Genomic DNA, 17,591 nt, shown 5'->3' on the forward strand with positions numbered 1-17,591 from the left:
ATATATGAAAAAATAAGATGAATTTAACAAAAACTTAATATTGTTTAAAACACGGATGTTTTCAACATTTTATTTTTTTGGCCCATTTTTCAATTATAATTTGGCTTACTTTTGAGTTGCAAAATACATCTGGTATAATTTTCATAAATAGTTGTAGAACGAGTATTTTTTACTGGATATTGTAAAAGAGATAAAATGGCTCTAATTCTTCTGTTATATTCTTCTTCAGCAGCTTTCTTGGCAAGATAAGCTTCATAATCTTTTTTAACAATTCTAATGATTTCATGATAAGCTTTTTCCATTTGATCCTCTATAACTACATAAGCAAATTCTCTTACTAATGTATATATAACTTTTCCATATGAATTAATATTTGATTTTATAACTAATTGTTCTTCTGGGAGTATCGTTTTTTGATTTTCATAATACTTTACACCATTTGAAAAAATTGTTAAACTTACAAAAATTACCAAAAATACTATAAAAATACGTTTATTCATACAATCCCTCCTGATTTTTAGATTTTTATCTGGCGCCAGAAATTAATTATTATTAATTATAAAGATCTTTTACAAAATTATTAAAAAAATGAATTATTGAGAAAATGATAAAGCATAGGTGAATATATTGTTTTAGATTTTTTAAATGAATAATAATTAATTATTGCAAATATAAAGATAAATAATTTTCCATCTAACAATGTATATTGTTGATGAACAATAGCAAAAATAAATGCTGAAATAAAACAAACTATCTTATTACTTTTAAATATAATTTCCAAAAAACCTATCACTATTAATCTATATAATATTTCTTCGTATATAGGTGCCCAGGTTATAGCCATTAAATCTATTGAAGAAAAAGCATTAAAATCAAAATTTTTAATCTTTATATATATTCCAAAAAGATAAAAAATCAATATAAATAAAAGCAATTTATTTTTAAATATAATAGTGAAATTATTAAATTTAAAATAGAATTTTAATGATTTATCGCCTTTTATTTCAATATAAACTGCTATAAGATATAAAAGAAACATTATAGCCCAAAAATATGAAATACTGGAAGTAATTTCTACATAGGTTATTGCAATAATATGAAAAAATATTATTATTTTTGTTTTAAATGAGTAACTTTCTATATCATTTACCATAAACTTTCACCCTTTTTGACAATCTTTTATTTAATATTATTTTTTATATTTTATTTATAAATAATTCAATAATATTTTGTAAAAAGAAATAAAAAAAATTAAAAAATGCTATTATAGAATTTTTTTATTTTTTCATCATAATCTTTGAAGACACTATTTTTATTTATGGCGCCATAGATATTTTTATAAAGAGTAACAAAAAGATTATTAAAAAAATGTTATTATAGTATTTTTATATTCTTTTCGATTATATCAAAAAAAAAAAAAAGAAGTCAACACAAATAAAAAAATTTACCTTATATTTCCAATATTTAAATTTATAATTAATATATCAAGTGATCAAATAATAATATAAAAAAAGTGAGTTATGGTATAATTGATAAGGAATACAGTGTATTATATAACTGAAAACAAAATTGCTGAAATAAAAGAGAGGTTTCCATTATGTCTGAAATAACAAAAAAAGCACTTTCAAATTCATTGAAAAAATTGATGAAAGAAAAACCTTTATCAAAAATCACAGTAAATGATGTTGTAAAAGACTGTGGTTTAAATAGAAGAACATTATACTATTACTTTCATGATATTTATGAATTACTTGAATGGACATTTATTACAGAAATAAAAGAGGTAATTGGCGAGAATAAAACATATAAAACATGGCAAAAAGGTTATTATTTTCTATTATTAAATAAAATCAAAAAGTAGTATTAAATGCATATAATTCAATAGATAGGAATCGACTTGAAGACCATCTTTATGATTATGTGTCAAAGCTTATATATAACGTGGTTGAAGAACTTTCAAAAAATATAGAAGTTCCGGATAAAACAAAAAATGATATTGTGAAGTTTTATGAAATAGCGCTTACTGGAGTTATTATAGATTGGATAAAAAATAAAATGATAGAAAATCCAAAAACTTTAACAGATAAACTGAGCAGGATTATAGAAGGAGATATATATAGATCGCTAAAAAAATTTGAAAAAAAAGGGCTCATGAATGAGCCCTTTAATTATAGTAATCCATCTAATGAAGTATCTTTAAGTAATTTTTTTACGAAAAATTCTCCTGGTAATGGTTTATTTCCATATAATGTTTTGGTTGCATTTACAATATGTCTAATATCATATTTACTTGGATAAATTTCTGGTACCTCTTTGTCGAGGTTCAATAATTTATATACAGCCATCATTGCTGAACGAACAGAATATTCTACTGTAAATACACAGTCTCCTTCTATTTCAACAAATTGTCCAAGGAATGCTAAATTTACACTACCCTCTGGAACAACTTCTGGCCTATCTCCTTTAACACGTGGCATAAATTGACTTGTAATATGTGGCATCATTGCTGGAATAACTATTGCATCACTAACAATTTCTTCCATTAATTTTTCTTCTACACCCATATGGTACAATAATTCTCTTAATAATTCTTCTCCAGTACATTCACTCATCTTTTTCTTAATGTAGTCGCCTTCATTATCTGCAAATAAACCATATGCCCATAATACCAGTACATCTTTTGGTTGATTTGCAAAGTGTGGTTGTCTGCTTAATGTAAAGCTCATTCCCCAATTTGAATCTTTTATTGTAATTATCCCTCCAGTAACAACTCTTCCTGAGTATGGATCTCTATTTGTTAGCTTTCTAATAATATCTGCAATTTTTGGATCTTTAAAGGTTACAGTAAATGATTCCCATTTTGTTTTATCTATATTTTCATAAAATACTTCAGGTCTTCCAAATGATGGATCTTTTGCAGCAATGTTTTTCCATAATCTCCATACTGGACCAAGTTCTGTGTTTAATTCTGGAGCTTTATCATTGCTTCCTAATGTTGAATTTTCTGTCATTGAACCATTAATTACAAATACCAAATCGTTTCTTGTAGTTTTTATATGTTTTTCTTCACCATTTTGAACTAAGTGAATTCCAGTTACAACTTTTTCTTTACCAGAAATTTCGATATCTAAATCAGTAACTAATGTATTATTTTCGATTTTTACCCCATGATCCTCTAACCATTTTACTAAAGGCAAAACAAATGAATCATATTGATTGTATCTTGAGAATAATATATTTCTTAATTCTGTCATTCCAGGTAATAAATGTATAAATCTTTCCATATATCTTTTCATTTCGACAACACTATGCCATGGTTGGAAAGCAAACATTGAACGCCATAATAACCACATATTTGTTTCAAGATAATCTGGTGTGAAGAATTGTTCAACAGTTAAATCTCCTAAATCTTCTTCTTTTGCTAAAAATAATTTTGTTAATTGCTTTATGTGATGCTCTTTTAAACCTAATGTTGAGGCATCTACTCTTTCACCTCTATTTTGAATAACTCTATTAGCTGAAACATTAGGGTCCCAATCATTAATTTCTTTCATATCATCTAAAATGGTTCTTTCTGGATCTTCTAATGTTGGGATATCACCAAATAAGTCCCATGTACATTCATAATGTTCTTCCATTTCTCTACCGCCACGAATTATATAACCATCTTCAAGGTTCCCTGCACCATCTAATGCTCCACCATTTACGTTTTTTCTTTCAAATATAGTGATATTTTTTCCATCCATATGTCCATCTCTTATTAAGAAAAAAGCTGCTGCTAATGTTGCAATACCTGAACCAACGAGATATGCTTTTTTGTTTTCTATTCCTTCAGGTTTTTTTGCATGATATTTTAATTGATAGCTGCCCATGTTATCACTCCTTTATTTAAAATCTTCAAGTAATTTTAGTATACTCTTATTTTTTGTGGTTGTAAATTATCAAAACCCTTTATTTGTGCAAATTTGCAACATATTTGATTATTTGTGTAAAAATATGTTATTATATAACCAAATAGAATGAATTCAGGGAGGGATAGTGATGAAATATGTGGACAGAAGAGGGACATATTCCGTGAAATGGGATTGGTATGAGTGGAATAAAAATTTATTTTTAGATAAAGATGTATTACCTATGTGGGTTGCAGACATGGATTTTGAAGCTCCAGAAAAAGTTATAAAGGTTTTAAAGGAAAGAATAGAACATGGGGCATATGGTTATACATTTAGACCTAGGAAATTAAAAGAAAACATTGTTAGTTGGCTTGAATATAAGCATAATTGGAAAGTTGATAAAAACTGGATATTGTCCACACATGGTGTAATACCAGCATTAAACTTTTCCATTCAATTATATACAAATCCAGGTGATAAAATATTAATCCAGACACCTGTTTATCCCCCTTTCATGAGTTCTGTTAAAAATAATAATAGGGAATTGGTTATAAACGAATTAGTATTAAAAGATAATAGATATGAAATTGACTTTGATGATTTTGAGGAAAAATTGAAAGAATCAAAGATGTTTATCCTTTGTAGCCCACATAATCCAATTGGGCGAGTTTGGAGTAAAGAAGAATTGGAAAGAATAGGTAAATTATGTTTGAAACATGATGTATTAATAATATCAGATGAAATACATGCAGATTTAACATTTGAAAATGTGAATCACACACCAATAGCTTCTATTTCAGATGATATAGCACAAAACACTATTACATTAATGGCTCCAAGTAAAACATTTAATATTGCTGGACTTCATTATTCATACACCATTATTAAAAATACAGAATTGCGAAAAATATTTAAAAAATGGATTATTCAAAGCGGTTTATATGGGCACAATTTAACTTCAATTATAGCTGCAAACGCAGCATATAAATATGGTAAAAATTGGTTAAATAAAACAATGGAATATATTGAAGAGAATTATTATTATGTAAAAGAATACTTTGAAAAAAATATTCCAGAAGTAAAAGTAATAAAATCTGAAGGGACTTTTTTAGTATGGCTTGATTTTAGACAACTAAATTTAAGTCAAAATGAGTTAAGAGAATTATTAGAAAAAAAGGCTAAGGTTGGTTTAAATTCTGGTGATACCTTTGGACCAGGCGGCAAAGGTTTTATGAGAATGAATATTGCAACATCAAGAGAAAATATAGAAGAAACGTGTAAGAGAATTAAAAATGCACTTAGATAAGAGTGCATTTTATTTTCATTTTTTAACACTCTGGCGTTGAATTTTATAATAATAGTAAAATCCTTAAAACAATAAGCTCTCTTTTGAGATATCCAGATTGAAAAATTAGATATTTTCCATATTATATAAAAATTTTATTTTTTTAATTTTGTTACTTTAAATAATTATAATTTGATATATTAATCCAATATTTGATTATTTAAAATAATAGAGTAAATATTTGATTTTTTGTTGACTTTTTTTTTTTTTGATTTATAATAATTATGTTTAATATTAAGCAAGTTTTATTTAAAATTTAAAAGGGGTATTTTTTATGTATTTGATTGAGATTCCATATATTTCCAAATTTATATTTGTACAAAAAGATAAAAATTTAAATACGTTAAAAGAGATTCCAATTTCAAATATTTCAAAAAAAGATTTGAAAAATGTTAATTTTTATAAAATAAAAACACCTAATAATCTTGAAATCCCATTACCAATAATAAACAATAAGATTATCAAAACAAATAATAAATTAATGTGTTCAAATGAATTAATAAAGCAAATTCCGCGTTTAAAATATATTTATGTGTCGAATTCATTTAACGGAAAAGAAAAATGCGTATTTTAGGAGTCAATAATACAATATTTATTAATTTTTCTTTTAATAAAATATATGATTTTAATACATATTATAATGTATTTGCTATATTAAAAAATGAGCAAAATATAATTCTTATGTCTTATTTTAATATATTTGAATTCACCACAAATGTTTCAGATGGTTATGTTATTTTTAAACTAAATTCACTTCATCTTATTCCAGAAATTTACTATATTGATTTTTATATAAATGGAGTCAGATATTTTTCAAAAAATATTGAATTTAAAAAACTACTATATAATATAAAATGATTTACAAGGAGGGTTTCTTGTGAATATTAGAATGGATGCTATTTATGAAGGAAATGTTAGTGGTTATGGGCAAGTTAATCAAGGAAGATATGTTACAGGATCAGAATCGTGGGAAAAACTTCAACAAAGAAATGCACAAAAAATTGAAGAATTTAATCAAAAAGGTATTGAAGCATGGAAAGAAACAAAAAAATCTTCAATAGTTGGAGGTATTATGGGCGGAGCAGGATACCTTGCTACAGCTGCATTTAGTTCAAATCCTATAACTTTAACAAATTTAGCTTTAGGTATTGCAGGAGGAGCAATTTCAGGCGCAATATCAACAGATGTAGCATCGTGGGTGAAATGAAATGAACAAAAGAAATCAATATGGATTATTAAAATCTATTCTTGTTGTAACCTCATGGGTAACACTTATAAAATTTTTAGATTCAAAATTTTTAAAAAATTTAATATCTATAAGGGAGCTTATAGGAGCTACTATATTATTTATTGCTACATTAATTATAATGTTTGATTTGAAAGAAAAATATTCTATAGATGATAAATTACTGGGAAAACGTTTAACTATATTATTTATTATATATAACATTTATATACTATGGGGATCATTTAATTTACTAATTCCCTTTGTAACGGTATCTATTTTAACATTTTTTGAAAAGAACAAATAATATATTATTCTTAAAAAAATGAGTAATTAAAGTTGATGTTGTAGAATGGTTAAAAAAATAATTATTGCATTAGCTATAGGAACTTATTCTTACATATTTTTGTTATTATCCTTCACAAAATTTTATTATTGAAGAAAATATTCAAAATTCTTAATATCTTCTATATATTTTATATTCTTTAATATAGAAATACTCAACAAAATAATAGGTTTTTCTTATTTCATTATTTGTTCAGTATTACATATTTTCTTATATGGGGACATTTTATAGTAGTGCTCATTTTTATTACTGAACTAATAAGGTTATTTATAAAACAAAAAAATTATCATTAGGAAATTATAGAGAATAAATTATAAACATTAATCTAAAAAACGGCCGCTAATGGGCAGCCGTTTTTTAGATTACTCCACTAATAGCTTTAACGGGACATCTACTCTGACATAAGCTACAACCAAAACATTTAGTTTCATCTACTATTACCTGTTTATTTTCTTTATCAACAGTAATAGCCCAATATGGACATACCATTTCACAAAGCTTACAGAAAGTACATTTGTTTAAATCAACTTGTGGATATTTAGGTTTAAATACTACCTCTTTTTTCTTAAGACCTGTCTTTTTAACCTCATCTATACTACTAAAATCATATTTTTCAAGTGCTTTAGGAAGTTGATCAACAATAGTTTTATACAATTGTTTACCTTTTATTAATGCAGCAGACAACATTTGTACAGCATCGGCACCAGCTAATAAATATTCTATTACATCATCTGCAGAAGAAATTCCTCCAACTCCAATCACTGGAATTTCAGGGACAGCTGATTTAATAGTATTTACCAGTGCAAGACCCAGATTTTTTATAACAGGACCTGAAATCCATACTTGTCCTTTATCGTTACCAATTAAATTTGTTCTATTTTGAATATCTATTAACATAGTTGGTCCTAAAGAATTAATGGCCACAACGCCTGTTCCGCCATTTTCAAGCACCATTTGGGCAAATTCTACCGGATCAGGAATATGAGGACTCATTTTCATAAATATAGGCTTATCTGTATTTGCTCTTATAGTTCTTACCGTTTCTGCAATATTATCTAAATTTTTTCCAACATAATGTGTGGAAATTTCAAATGCATCTGCAAATTTATCCAGCTGAGGAATTAAAATTTCCATATCTTCTTTTGTATATCCTGCACTAACAATTAATGGAATATCTAGTTCATTTTTTAATCTTGGTAATATTTCATTTATCCATTTTTCTGGAGGTAATTCAGACCACAATTCTGCATTAACTATATAATTATTTGTGCCATATATACAAGGTCTTGGTACCTCGGCAGCTTTTGTAGAAATAGTTTTTGTAACCATTCCGCCAACTCCAAGTCTGGAAATATATAACATTTTTTCATCATCGCCAACAAGAGGACCAGATGCTGGCATCAAAGGATTTTTTAATTTAATTCCTGCAAATTCTGTACTTAAATCCATACTTTCCCCCCTTAAAGTCTATCCCACATTTTATCAGCAATTTTTTTTGCTTCACTATAAATTTTTTCAACTTCAAATTTTACCTCTCTATCTTTCATTAAAAACTCCCCATTAACAATAGTGTCCATTACATCTAATTTGTCCCATATTCCAAAAAATACATGCCCAAAAATATTATTTTCATTTAAAGATGTGAAAGGTATATAATCATATGAAATAATATCTGCTTTATATCCTTCTTTTATTCTTCCTATTTTTATGTTTAACATATCACCTACAAGATTATATACATTATCGATATTATTTTTTAAATCATTAAAACTAAAAAATGTTGGATCTTCATATCTATATTTTTGGGTAAAATATAGATTTAAATATTCTCTTGTGAGATTAAAACCAAGCCCATCATTCCCGATAATTGTTTTTATTCCTTTTACTTTTAATAGCTTATAATTCGGTAATCCAACTGAATTATTCATATTTGAAGTTGGGTTTAATGCAACATATACATCATGTCTAGAAACAATATCAGCTTCTTTTTCATCAATATGAACACAATGGGATAATATTGAGTTTTTTGTTAGTAAATCAAATTCTTCTAATCTTTCAACTACTCTTTTGCCATATTTATTTATTGAGTCTTTTTCATCTTCCAAGCTCTCTGCAACATGTATATGTATTGGTGCTTCATTTAAAAATTCCGATACTTTTTTCAATGTTTCATTTGATAATGAGAGTGATGCATGAAGACCAAACATTCCAGCATATTTCTCTGACTGTTTTTTTAAAAATTCAATATTTTCTTCTATACAGCTATCAACATCAAATCTGTCACTTGTTTCAAAGCAAAAAATTCCTCTTAAACCAATTTCATCACATGTTCCTTTTTTTAATTCATTTAATGTTCCTCTTATATCCATTCCACTGGCATGATGATCAATAAAAGTTGTAATACCATTTTTTATAAACTCAATGCCACTAACTAGTCCACTATAGTATGTAGTTTCTAAATCTATTTTAGAATCCATTCTCCACCATAGCTGTTTTAGTATATCAGAAAAGGATTTAGGATTAAATTTAACGCTCATCCCTCTTGCAAAAGTGGAGTATATATGTGTATGCCCATTAACAAAGCCAGGCATAACTAATTTTCCTTTAAAATCTATAATTTCTTCATTATCTTTTTTTTCGAAATCGTCCATATTTCCTACTTCAAGAATAATATCATTAAATCTAATATATTGATTTTCTTTGTAAGTATCATAATCAAAAATATTACAATTTATTATGGTTTTTACCATATAATTTCTCCCCTTTTAATATATGAGCCTTTAATTTTTTTGTTTAAAACTCCATCCTTTATTACAAATTTGCCTTTAGATATTGTTGAAACAATCTTTCCTTTTACTTTAAATCCCTTATAAGGTATATAATCAGATTTAGAATGATGTTCTTTTATTACCCACTCTTTATTGGGATCAAACACTACTAAGTCTGCATCGTATGAAGGTAATATCTCTCCTTTATTTTTAAGTCCATAATAGTCTGCAACATTTTTTGTAAATTTGTCTATAATTTTATTTCTGAATAAAGAATACATTAATACAAAAGAAAATTCTACTCCACCTATACCCATCGGCATGCCATTCACTATATCTTTTTTCTTTTCTTCAATATTGAAAGGGCAATGGTCTGTACCTATTGTGTGTATATAATCAATATTTTCTATTAGCATTTTTTGTTCTTTTTTACTCCTAAGAGGTGGAGTCATTGTATATAGGTACCCTTTTTCTGTATTATATATATCATCAGTAAAATAAAAATAATGTGGGCAGCTTTCAATAATAAGGTTTTTACCCAATATATGTTTAAATTTTTTCTTTAATTCATTAAGTGTTTTTCCACTAGTAAGATGAACAATATATAATTGTGCATTATAATACTCTGCCATTTCAGCTAATTTTATTACTTCTGATAATTCAATAATTGTTGGTCTATATTTTGAATGATCTTTTACTTTAATTTCATTCTTTTCATATTTTTTTATTATCTCATCATTTTCTGCATGAATAGAAATTACTACTCCATACTGTTTTGTTTTTTCTAATAATTCAGCAATATACCCATCATATGTTCTTCTACTAGAAGAAGAGTATGTGGTAAATAATTTAATACTTGATAATCCCAATTTTTTTGCTTTTCTTAAAATTTTTTCTGGTTCATCTATAGGATTAGCTATTGTAGCATGAAAAGCATAATCTGTTAAACTATTTTTTGCAAGATTTAATCTATATTCAAAAGCTTTTTCTAATTCTTCAGCTGTTCTTACTGGATCTAAGAAATCTATATATGTTGTAATTCCACCATATGCACCTGAGATGGACCCAGAATAAAAATCATCAGCAGAAATATATTTTCCTAAATCAAGATGAAAATGCACATGTGGATCAATAAAACCGGGAAGTAAATACTTCCCGGAAATATCATAATATTTTTTAGCCTCTAATTGAGATTTGCTAATGTCAGAAATTTTTCCATTTTTTATATAAACATTGGCTTTTAAAAATTTACCTGATATATATAAAGTACCATTTATTATTCCAAGATCAAACATAAAATCACACCTTATTATCTTCCACCCATTAATAATGTCATAACAGCTTTAGCAGTATGTAACCTATTTTCTGCTTCATCGAAAATTACAGAATGTGGTCCATCAATAACAGAATCTACAACTTCTTTTCCTCTATCTGCAGGCAATGCATGCATATATATTGAATCTGGTCTTGTTAATTTCATCTTATCTTCATCGCAAATCCAATCTTTATGTTTTGCAGTTTCTGCTTTAATTTCTTCTGGATCATCAGAAACAAAGAAACCTCCCCAGTTTTTAGGAATTACAACATGTGCATCAACAAAAGCATCTTCCATATTATGTGAGATATTTAATTTTCCACCATATTTTTCTGCATTTTCTTGTGCTTGTTTAACAATATCTGGCATTAAATCAAATTTTTCTGGATATGCTAATGTAACATCCATTCCCAACCTTGTAAATAATAATATTTGTGATTGTGGAACAGATAGTGGCTTTAAATGACTTTCTGCATATGCCCAACTAATACCAACTTTTAATCCTCTTAGATTTTTTCCAAATCTTTCTTGCATAGTCATAACATCTGCTAATACTTGGAATGGGTGATAGACATCATCTTGTAAATTCATAACAGGCACTTGAGAAACAGATGCCATACCTCTCAAATATTTATTACCTTTTCCAAATTCACAAGCTCTAACTGCAATTCCGTGACCCATTCTTGCTAATACTCTTGCAGTATCTTCAGGTGTTTCTCCATGAGATAATTGCATCATATTAGGAGCTAAGAAGTTTGCATGTCCACCAAGTTGTGCAATACCTGCTTCCATAGAGTTTCTTGTTCTTGTTGATTGATCAAAGAATATTAAAAATAATGTTTTATACAATAAATATGGTGTTGGAATGTTAGAAGCCATTTTGATTTTTAAGTCTCTTGCTAAATCTAACATTATCTCTATTTCTTCATTTGTAAAATCTTGAGTTGTTATAAAATGTCTACTTTTTTCTGTTTTAAAAAATGCTGACATACCTATCTTCCCCCTTTTTTATAATGATTTTATTATTTTGATTTTTCTACTAATGTCTTTGGAAAATTAGCATAAAATGCAGCTGCCTTTACTAAATGCTCAATTTTTACTTTTTCATTTGGAGCATGAGCATACTTTTCATCTCCAGGTCCGAAACCTACTGTAGGAATACCGTAGACCCCAGCTGTTGCTATACCATTAGTGCTAAAAGTCCATTTATCAATTAAAGGTTCAGAACCAAATGTTCTAATATATGTTTCTTTAGCAGCTTGAACAATATCTGCATCTTCAGGAAATACCCATGTTGGAAAATATTTTTCTACAGGGTATTCAATTCCTGTATATGATGGTTTTGAATAAGTCAATTCTACAATTTCTGCATCTATACCTGTCTTTTTAAATATTTCTCTTATTTCTTCAAAAGCACTTTCTTTTGTTTCTCCAGCTGTTAATCTTCTATCTATATGAATTACACATTCATCTGGAACTGCATTATGTGAAGGTGATTTAAAGAATATTTGTGAAACAACTATTGTTCCTTTTCCTAAAAATGGATCATAATGAAGATTTTCATTTAACTTTTCTATTTCATTTATGATTTTTGCCATTTTATATATAGCATTGTCTCCTCTTTCAGGAGCGCTTGCATGAGCGGAAAGACCAACAGTTTTTATTCTAAATTCTATTCTTCCCCTATGACCTCTATATACGTTTAAACTTGTTGGTTCAGATATAACTACAAAATCAGGTTTTATTTTTTCTTCTTCAATAATATATCTCCAACACAATCCATCACAATCTTCTTCCATAACGGTTCCTGTTACATAAACTGTAAAATCATCAAGAAGATTTAGATCTTTTAGTATTTTCATTCCATATACCATTGAACACATACCAGCTTTTTGATCTGATGCTCCTCTACCATAAACCCATTCATCATCCCAGTCACCACTAAAAGGATCTTTATCCCATAAGTCTGGATTTCCAACTTCAACAGTATCAATATGTGCATCCATTGCAATAACATGTTTTCCGTTACCTATTCTACCTAGAATATTTCCTAGACCATCAATAATAACCTCATCAAAACCAACTTTTTCCATCTCTTCTTTAATTACTTGTATAACTTCTTTTTCTTCACCTGAATAACTTCGAGCTTTTATTAATTTGCTCATAAACTTTACAATGTCTTCTCGATATTTTTCTGCTAATTCTAATGTTGTCAAACATATCCCTCCCTAAAATAGCTTTATAAAATTATATAACTTTTAGTTTAAAATTAAAAATTAAGTCAAAATTCATTAACAGTATTTTAGTATTTTGAGTTTTAAATAAACTCAATTATCTCTTTTATTTATAATATTTCTAATTATTATTATATTTAATATAAAAAAAGAGTGCAAAGGCACTCTTTTGCTTTAATATTACTTTTTATAATAATCACAGTAATCTTTTATAGGACATTCCCCACATTTAGGATTTCTTGCTTTACAAGTATTTCTTCCGTGAAATATTAACCAATGATGAGCTTTTCCCCATAGTTCTTTAGGAATAACCTTCATTAAATCTTCTTCAGTACCTCTTACATCTTTACTATTAGCAAGGCCTATTCTATTTGCTACCCTAAAGACATGTGTATCAACAGCTATAGCATCTTTGCCCAAAGCCACGCTTAAAATAACATTTGCAGTTTTTCTTCCAACACCAGGTAATTTAATTAATTCTTCTCTTGTTTCAGGTATTTTTCCATTATATTTTTCTACAAGAATTTTAGCAGTCTTTATAATATTTTTACTTTTTGTCTTATATAAACCCACTCCTTTTATGTATTTTTCTAATTCTTCTGGTTCTAATTTTGCAAAATCTTCTGGTGTTTTAAACTTTTCAAATAATTTAGGAGTTACTTTATTTACCTGATTATCAGTGGTTTGAGCAGAAAGCATAACAGCTATTAATAGTTCGAAATTATTGTTGTATTTTAAAACTGTTTGAGGATTTGTATAAGTTTTTGATAAAATATCTAAGATTTTTTTTACTTCTTTTTTTGATTTCAATATGTTCATTTAGTCCCTCCATAATTTTTATCATAAAACTCCAAATACTCACCAGAAATTACTCTTTTCATCCAGTCTTGATTTTCTAAATACCATTCTATTGTTTTTTCTATTCCTTCATCAAACATTATTTCTGGTTCCCATCCTAATTCTTCTTTTATTTTTGTTGGATCTATTCCATATCTTCTATCATGTCCTAGTCTATCTTTTACATGTTTAATTAAACATTCATTTATTTCTTTATCTCCTGTTTTTTCTCTGAGTATTTCTATTATCTTTTTTACTATGTATATGTTTTCTTTTTCGTTATGTCCTCCTATGTTATATACTTCCCCTGTTTTTCCATTTTCAAATACTAAGTCTATTGCTCTACAATGATCTGTTACATATAACCAATCTCTTATTTGTTTTCCATCTCCATATACTGGTAACTCTTTGTGGTTTAATGCGTTATTTATCATTAATGGTATTAATTTTTCTGGAAATTGATATGGTCCATAATTGTTTGAACATCTTGTTATGTTTGTTGGCATTTTATATGTATCATGATATGCTTTTACTATTAAGTCTGCTGATGCTTTACTTGCTGAATATGGACTATGTGGATCTAGTGGTGTTTTTTCTGTGAAGTATCCTGTTGGTCCTAATGATCCATATACTTCATCTGTTGATACTTGTAAGAATTTTACTCCATCTTTATATTTTTGTGTGTCTATTTCCCAATATTTTTTTGCTACATTTAATAATGTTTGTGTTCCTATTATATTTGTTTTTAAGAATATTTGTGGATCATGTATTGATCTATCTACATGACTTTCTGCTGCAAAGTTTATTATTCCTTCTATTTTATATGTTTCAAATATGTATTCTATTAATTCTTGGTTGTTTATATCGCCTTTTATGAATATAAACCTTTCTTTTTGTTCTGGAGTTAAATTTTCTAAATTTTCTAAATTTCCTGCATAAGTTAGTTTATCTAGTCCTATTATTTTTCTATCTTTGTATTTTTCTAAGTAATAATATACAAAATTACTTCCTATAAATCCTGCTACTCCTGTTACTAGTATATTCATTTTATCACTCCACATTTAGTTCTTCACGAAGTTTTTTTTCTAATTCTAGAATACTTTTTTTTCTTTCCTTAAGAGGTTTAGCTGGTATCCCTACAACAATAGTCCATTCAGGCACATCTTTAGTAACTAATGACATACTACCAACAGCTGAACCGACACCAATTATTACACCTGGTAATACTATACTACCAGCTCCAACCAGAGCATGTTTTTCTATTTTCACGGATTTATTTATTACATTTCGATACTTTAATGGAATTGTTGAATTTGTCATGTATTCTCCAGAATAGTCATCTGTAATAGCATAAACGCTTACTTTTCCAGATGTGCAAGTGAAATCTTCCATTATTATTCCAGCTTCGCCAGCAAATAAGTGACAACCTGCTGCTATATGAATAAAATTACTAAGTCTTATTTTTCCTGAAAGAATACAGAAATCATCTATCCTAACATTATCTCCTATTTCAATTAATTCAGGTTTATATATTGATGCTTTTCTGCTAATTAAAACATTTTTTCCTACAGATTTGAACCCAAATTCTTTTAACTCTTCAGGTGTATAAAAACTTGTTTTCATTTATTCACCCCCGCTACATTTTCTATTATTGAACACACTCTTTCAATATTTTCATTTTCTAAATCACCATATAATGGCAAATGTAATATTCTTTTAGAAATATTATGTGAAACCCTGCATTGATTTTCCGAATTGTATACTTCATCTAAAGAAGGAAAAAAATATTTCCTAGTATTGTAACCTTCTTTTTTAAGTTGCAAATATACTAAATCTCTCATATCCTGATTTTCGAATAATACAGGCATATATATATAATTATATTTAGTTATATAATTTGATAATTTTTGAAATTTAATTAAACCTTTCAATTTTTCTTTATAAAGTTCAAATCTTTTTTTCCGTTTTTCAATTTCTTCGTCTACAATTTCCAAATTTAGTAATCCCATAGCTGCTTGGAACTCATTCATTTTTGCATTAATTCCTTTATCTACTATTTCAATTTTTTCATTAAAACCAAAGTTTCTTAATCTTTTAGCACGGTTTATTAATTCTTTATTATCAGAAAATAAGGCTCCGCCTTCTATAGTATGAAAGACTTTTGTTGCGTGAAAACTTGCAATCGAAATTTCTCCTAATTTGTAAATTGATTTTTTTTTATAATAAACATCAAAACAATGAGCAGCGTCATAGATAATTTTTAACTCATACTTTTTAGCAATTTCATCTATTTTTTCTATATCACAGGGATTTCCAAAAACATGAACTGCTAAAATTGCTTTTGTTTTATCCGTTATTTTTTCTTCGATTTTTGATGTATCTATATTAAATGTCATTGGGTCAATATCTACAAATATAGGTTTATATTTTTGCCATATTATCGATCCAGATGTAGCTACAAATGTAAATGGTGTTGTGATAATCTCAGCTTTTTCTGGAAAATCAAATAATTCTAATGCTATTAACAAAGCTAATGTTCCATTTGAAACAACAGCACAATTAGTTTCAAATCTTTTTTCAAGTGAGTTTTCAAGTTCTACTAAATATTTACCATTATTCGATAACCATCTATTTTCCCAAAGTTTTTCTATCTTTTTTATATATTTATCATAATCTGGCATTATACTTCTAGTTACATTTATCACTCTATTCACCCGCCAATTCAATTAAATATTTCCCATATTCAGTTTTTTCCTGTTTCTTCCCTAATTCAAACAATTGTTCTTTTGTTATATACCCCATTCTATATGCAATTTCCTCTATACATGAAATATAAAAACCTTGTCTTTTTTGAATTGCTGCTACAAAGTTTGAAGCTTCTAATAATCCTTCTGGTGTTCCTGTATCAAGCCATGCAACTCCCCTACCAAGCGGAATAACATTTAATCTTCCCATTTTAAGATATTCTTTATTTACATCTGTTATTTCTAATTCCCCACGTAAAGACGGTTTTAATTTTTTAACTACATCAACTACTTGATTGTCGTAAAAATAAAGTCCTGGTATTGCCCAATTTGACTTTGGTTTCTCAGGTTTTTCTTCTATTGATATTGCTTTTCCAGTTTTATCAAATTCAACTACCCCAAAAGCTTTAGGATTTCGAACTGGATAAGCAAATACTACCGCTCCTTCTTTGATTTGTGCTGCTTTTCGAACCGTTGCGCCAAAATTCTGACCAAAAACTAAATTATCTCCTAAAATAAGACTTATATTTGAATTACCTATAAATTCTTCACCAACCAAGAAAGCATCAGCAATCCCTCTTGGTTGAGTTTGTTCTTTATAGGTTATAGTTATTCCTAAATGAGAACCATCCATAAGTAGTCTTTTATATAATGGCAAAAATTCCGGATTGGTTATAACAAGAATATCTCTAATTTCAGCTAACATTAAAATAGAAAGTGGATAATATATCATTGGTTTATCGTATACTGGTAGAAGTTGTTTACTAACTGATATTGTTGCAGGAAAAAGTCTTGTTGCTCGACCCCCTGAAAGAATTATCCCTTTCATATTATCCCTCTTTTAATTTAGATTAGATAGAAAATTTATAAAAAACATTATTTAT

General features: G+C 27.4%; 19 protein-coding genes. 6 read left to right on the plus strand and 13 right to left on the minus strand.

All coding sequences use genetic code 11. The features are described from left to right. Positions 1–89 precede the first annotated feature (89 nt). Both AS160_RS10485 and AS160_RS10490 read right to left on the minus strand, forming a co-directional pair. Positions 90–500, minus strand: coding sequence for a hypothetical protein (locus AS160_RS10485; RefSeq protein WP_165148730.1), 411 nt, complete (start codon positions 498–500; stop codon positions 90–92). Positions 501–580: 80 nt separating this feature from the next. After that, positions 581–1,153: a CPBP family intramembrane glutamic endopeptidase gene (locus tag AS160_RS10490; RefSeq protein WP_165148733.1), complete on the minus strand. Its 573-nt coding sequence runs from the start codon at positions 1,151–1,153 to the stop codon at positions 581–583. A gap of 444 nt (positions 1,154–1,597) precedes the next feature. On the opposite strand from AS160_RS10490, the gene AS160_RS10495 reads away from it, so the two are divergent. Beyond that, complete coding sequence (locus tag AS160_RS10495) at positions 1,598–1,861, plus strand: TetR family transcriptional regulator (protein WP_165148736.1); 264 nt, start codon at positions 1,598–1,600, stop codon at positions 1,859–1,861. Positions 1,862–2,168: 307 nt separating this feature from the next. On the opposite strand, the gene AS160_RS10505 is transcribed toward AS160_RS10495, so the two are convergent. After that, positions 2,169–3,872: an oleate hydratase gene (locus tag AS160_RS10505; protein WP_165148739.1), complete on the minus strand. Its 1,704-nt coding sequence runs from the start codon at positions 3,870–3,872 to the stop codon at positions 2,169–2,171. A gap of 169 nt (positions 3,873–4,041) precedes the next feature. Here AS160_RS10505 and AS160_RS10510 point away from each other — a divergent pair, with 169 nt between their 5' ends. The 5 genes from AS160_RS10510 to AS160_RS10530 all read left to right on the plus strand — a co-directional run bounded on the left by AS160_RS10510 (position 4,042) and on the right by AS160_RS10530 (position 6,770). Continuing rightward, on the plus strand, positions 4,042–5,199 hold the full coding sequence (locus tag AS160_RS10510; RefSeq protein ID WP_165148742.1) for a PatB family C-S lyase: 1,158 nt from the start codon (positions 4,042–4,044) through the stop codon (positions 5,197–5,199). 313 nt (positions 5,200–5,512) lie between these two features. Further along, positions 5,513–5,812 (plus strand): hypothetical protein, encoded by a 300-nt coding sequence (locus tag AS160_RS10515; RefSeq protein WP_165148745.1) that lies wholly within the window; start codon positions 5,513–5,515, stop codon positions 5,810–5,812. Further along, entirely contained in the window at positions 5,800–6,096 is a 297-nt protein-coding gene (locus AS160_RS10520) for a hypothetical protein (RefSeq protein WP_165148748.1), read from the plus strand. Before AS160_RS10515 ends, AS160_RS10520 begins: the two co-directional genes overlap by 13 nt. 19 nt (positions 6,097–6,115) lie before the next feature. After that, positions 6,116–6,445 carry a hypothetical protein gene (locus AS160_RS10525; RefSeq protein WP_165148751.1) on the plus strand — a complete coding sequence of 110 codons (330 nt, stop codon included), beginning with the start codon at positions 6,116–6,118 and terminating at the stop codon, positions 6,443–6,445. A 1-nt stretch (position 6,446) separates the two neighbouring features. Further along, the gene (locus tag AS160_RS10530) at positions 6,447–6,770 is read left to right on the plus strand and encodes a hypothetical protein (RefSeq protein WP_165148754.1); all 324 of its coding nucleotides are present in this window, start codon (positions 6,447–6,449) and stop codon (positions 6,768–6,770) included. A 396-nt stretch (positions 6,771–7,166) separates the two neighbouring features. On the opposite strand, the gene AS160_RS10535 is transcribed toward AS160_RS10530, so the two are convergent. The 10 genes from AS160_RS10535 to rfbA form a co-directional block, all read right to left on the minus strand. Beyond that, positions 7,167–8,258 carry a 4Fe-4S binding protein gene (locus AS160_RS10535; protein ID WP_165148757.1) on the minus strand — a complete coding sequence of 364 codons (1,092 nt, stop codon included), beginning with the start codon at positions 8,256–8,258 and terminating at the stop codon, positions 7,167–7,169. An 11-nt stretch (positions 8,259–8,269) separates the two neighbouring features. Then, positions 8,270–9,559 (minus strand): amidohydrolase family protein, encoded by a 1,290-nt coding sequence (locus AS160_RS10540; RefSeq protein WP_165148760.1) that lies wholly within the window; start codon positions 9,557–9,559, stop codon positions 8,270–8,272. Beyond that, positions 9,553–10,872, minus strand: a complete 1,320-nt coding sequence (locus AS160_RS10545) for an amidohydrolase family protein (protein WP_165148763.1) — start codon at positions 10,870–10,872, stop codon at positions 9,553–9,555. Before AS160_RS10545 ends, AS160_RS10540 begins: the two co-directional genes overlap by 7 nt. Before the next feature lie 14 nt (positions 10,873–10,886). Beyond that, positions 10,887–11,882: an ornithine carbamoyltransferase gene (locus AS160_RS10550; protein WP_165148766.1), complete on the minus strand. Its 996-nt coding sequence runs from the start codon at positions 11,880–11,882 to the stop codon at positions 10,887–10,889. 32 nt (positions 11,883–11,914) lie between these two features. Then, positions 11,915–13,108: a YgeY family selenium metabolism-linked hydrolase gene (locus tag AS160_RS10555; protein ID WP_165148769.1), complete on the minus strand. Its 1,194-nt coding sequence runs from the start codon at positions 13,106–13,108 to the stop codon at positions 11,915–11,917. 198 nt (positions 13,109–13,306) lie between these two features. Further along, a complete protein-coding gene (gene nth, locus AS160_RS10560) occupies positions 13,307–13,945 on the minus strand; it encodes an endonuclease III (protein WP_165148797.1) in 639 nt (212 codons plus the stop codon). Further along, positions 13,942–15,009, minus strand: coding sequence for a dTDP-glucose 4,6-dehydratase (gene rfbB / locus AS160_RS10565; RefSeq protein WP_165148800.1), 1,068 nt, complete (start codon positions 15,007–15,009; stop codon positions 13,942–13,944). The genes nth and rfbB overlap by 4 nt, the downstream gene beginning before the upstream one ends. 4 nt (positions 15,010–15,013) lie before the next feature. Next, positions 15,014–15,586: an acyltransferase gene (locus AS160_RS10570; RefSeq protein WP_165148803.1), complete on the minus strand. Its 573-nt coding sequence runs from the start codon at positions 15,584–15,586 to the stop codon at positions 15,014–15,016. After that, on the minus strand, positions 15,583–16,668 hold the full coding sequence (locus AS160_RS10575) for a DegT/DnrJ/EryC1/StrS family aminotransferase (RefSeq protein WP_165148806.1): 1,086 nt from the start codon (positions 16,666–16,668) through the stop codon (positions 15,583–15,585). Before AS160_RS10575 ends, AS160_RS10570 begins: the two co-directional genes overlap by 4 nt. Position 16,669: 1 nt before the next feature. Then, entirely contained in the window at positions 16,670–17,536 is an 867-nt protein-coding gene (rfbA, locus tag AS160_RS10580) for a glucose-1-phosphate thymidylyltransferase RfbA (RefSeq protein WP_165148809.1), read from the minus strand. Positions 17,537–17,591 lie beyond the last annotated feature (55 nt).

Origin of the sequence: Marinitoga sp. 38H-ov, assembly GCF_011057715.1 — a bacterium.
GTDB lineage: Bacteria > Thermotogota > Thermotogae > Petrotogales > Petrotogaceae > Marinitoga.

What these genes read in the sequence shown, in the direction of transcription:
- AS160_RS10485 (WP_165148730.1), bottom strand. Translation starts at nt 500, where the DNA reads ATGAATAAACGTATTTTTATAGTATTTTTGGTAATTTTTGTAAGTTTA.
- AS160_RS10490 (WP_165148733.1), bottom strand. Translation starts at nt 1,153, where the DNA reads ATGGTAAATGATATAGAAAGTTACTCATTTAAAACAAAAATAATAATA.
- AS160_RS10495 (WP_165148736.1), top strand. Translation starts at nt 1,598, where the DNA reads ATGTCTGAAATAACAAAAAAAGCACTTTCAAATTCATTGAAAAAATTG.
- AS160_RS10505 (WP_165148739.1), bottom strand. Translation starts at nt 3,872, where the DNA reads ATGGGCAGCTATCAATTAAAATATCATGCAAAAAAACCTGAAGGAATA.
- AS160_RS10510 (WP_165148742.1), top strand. Translation starts at nt 4,042, where the DNA reads ATGAAATATGTGGACAGAAGAGGGACATATTCCGTGAAATGGGATTGG.
- AS160_RS10515 (WP_165148745.1), top strand. Translation starts at nt 5,513, where the DNA reads ATGTATTTGATTGAGATTCCATATATTTCCAAATTTATATTTGTACAA.
- AS160_RS10520 (WP_165148748.1), top strand. Translation starts at nt 5,800, where the DNA reads ATGCGTATTTTAGGAGTCAATAATACAATATTTATTAATTTTTCTTTT.
- AS160_RS10530 (WP_165148754.1), top strand. Translation starts at nt 6,447, where the DNA reads ATGAACAAAAGAAATCAATATGGATTATTAAAATCTATTCTTGTTGTA.
- AS160_RS10535 (WP_165148757.1), bottom strand. Translation starts at nt 8,258, where the DNA reads ATGGATTTAAGTACAGAATTTGCAGGAATTAAATTAAAAAATCCTTTG.
- AS160_RS10540 (WP_165148760.1), bottom strand. Translation starts at nt 9,559, where the DNA reads ATGGTAAAAACCATAATAAATTGTAATATTTTTGATTATGATACTTAC.
- AS160_RS10545 (WP_165148763.1), bottom strand. Translation starts at nt 10,872, where the DNA reads ATGTTTGATCTTGGAATAATAAATGGTACTTTATATATATCAGGTAAA.
- AS160_RS10550 (WP_165148766.1), bottom strand. Translation starts at nt 11,882, where the DNA reads ATGTCAGCATTTTTTAAAACAGAAAAAAGTAGACATTTTATAACAACT.
- nth (WP_165148797.1), bottom strand. Translation starts at nt 13,945, where the DNA reads ATGAACATATTGAAATCAAAAAAAGAAGTAAAAAAAATCTTAGATATT.
- rfbB (WP_165148800.1), bottom strand. Translation starts at nt 15,009, where the DNA reads ATGAATATACTAGTAACAGGAGTAGCAGGATTTATAGGAAGTAATTTT.
- AS160_RS10570 (WP_165148803.1), bottom strand. Translation starts at nt 15,586, where the DNA reads ATGAAAACAAGTTTTTATACACCTGAAGAGTTAAAAGAATTTGGGTTC.
- rfbA (WP_165148809.1), bottom strand. Translation starts at nt 17,536, where the DNA reads ATGAAAGGGATAATTCTTTCAGGGGGTCGAGCAACAAGACTTTTTCCT.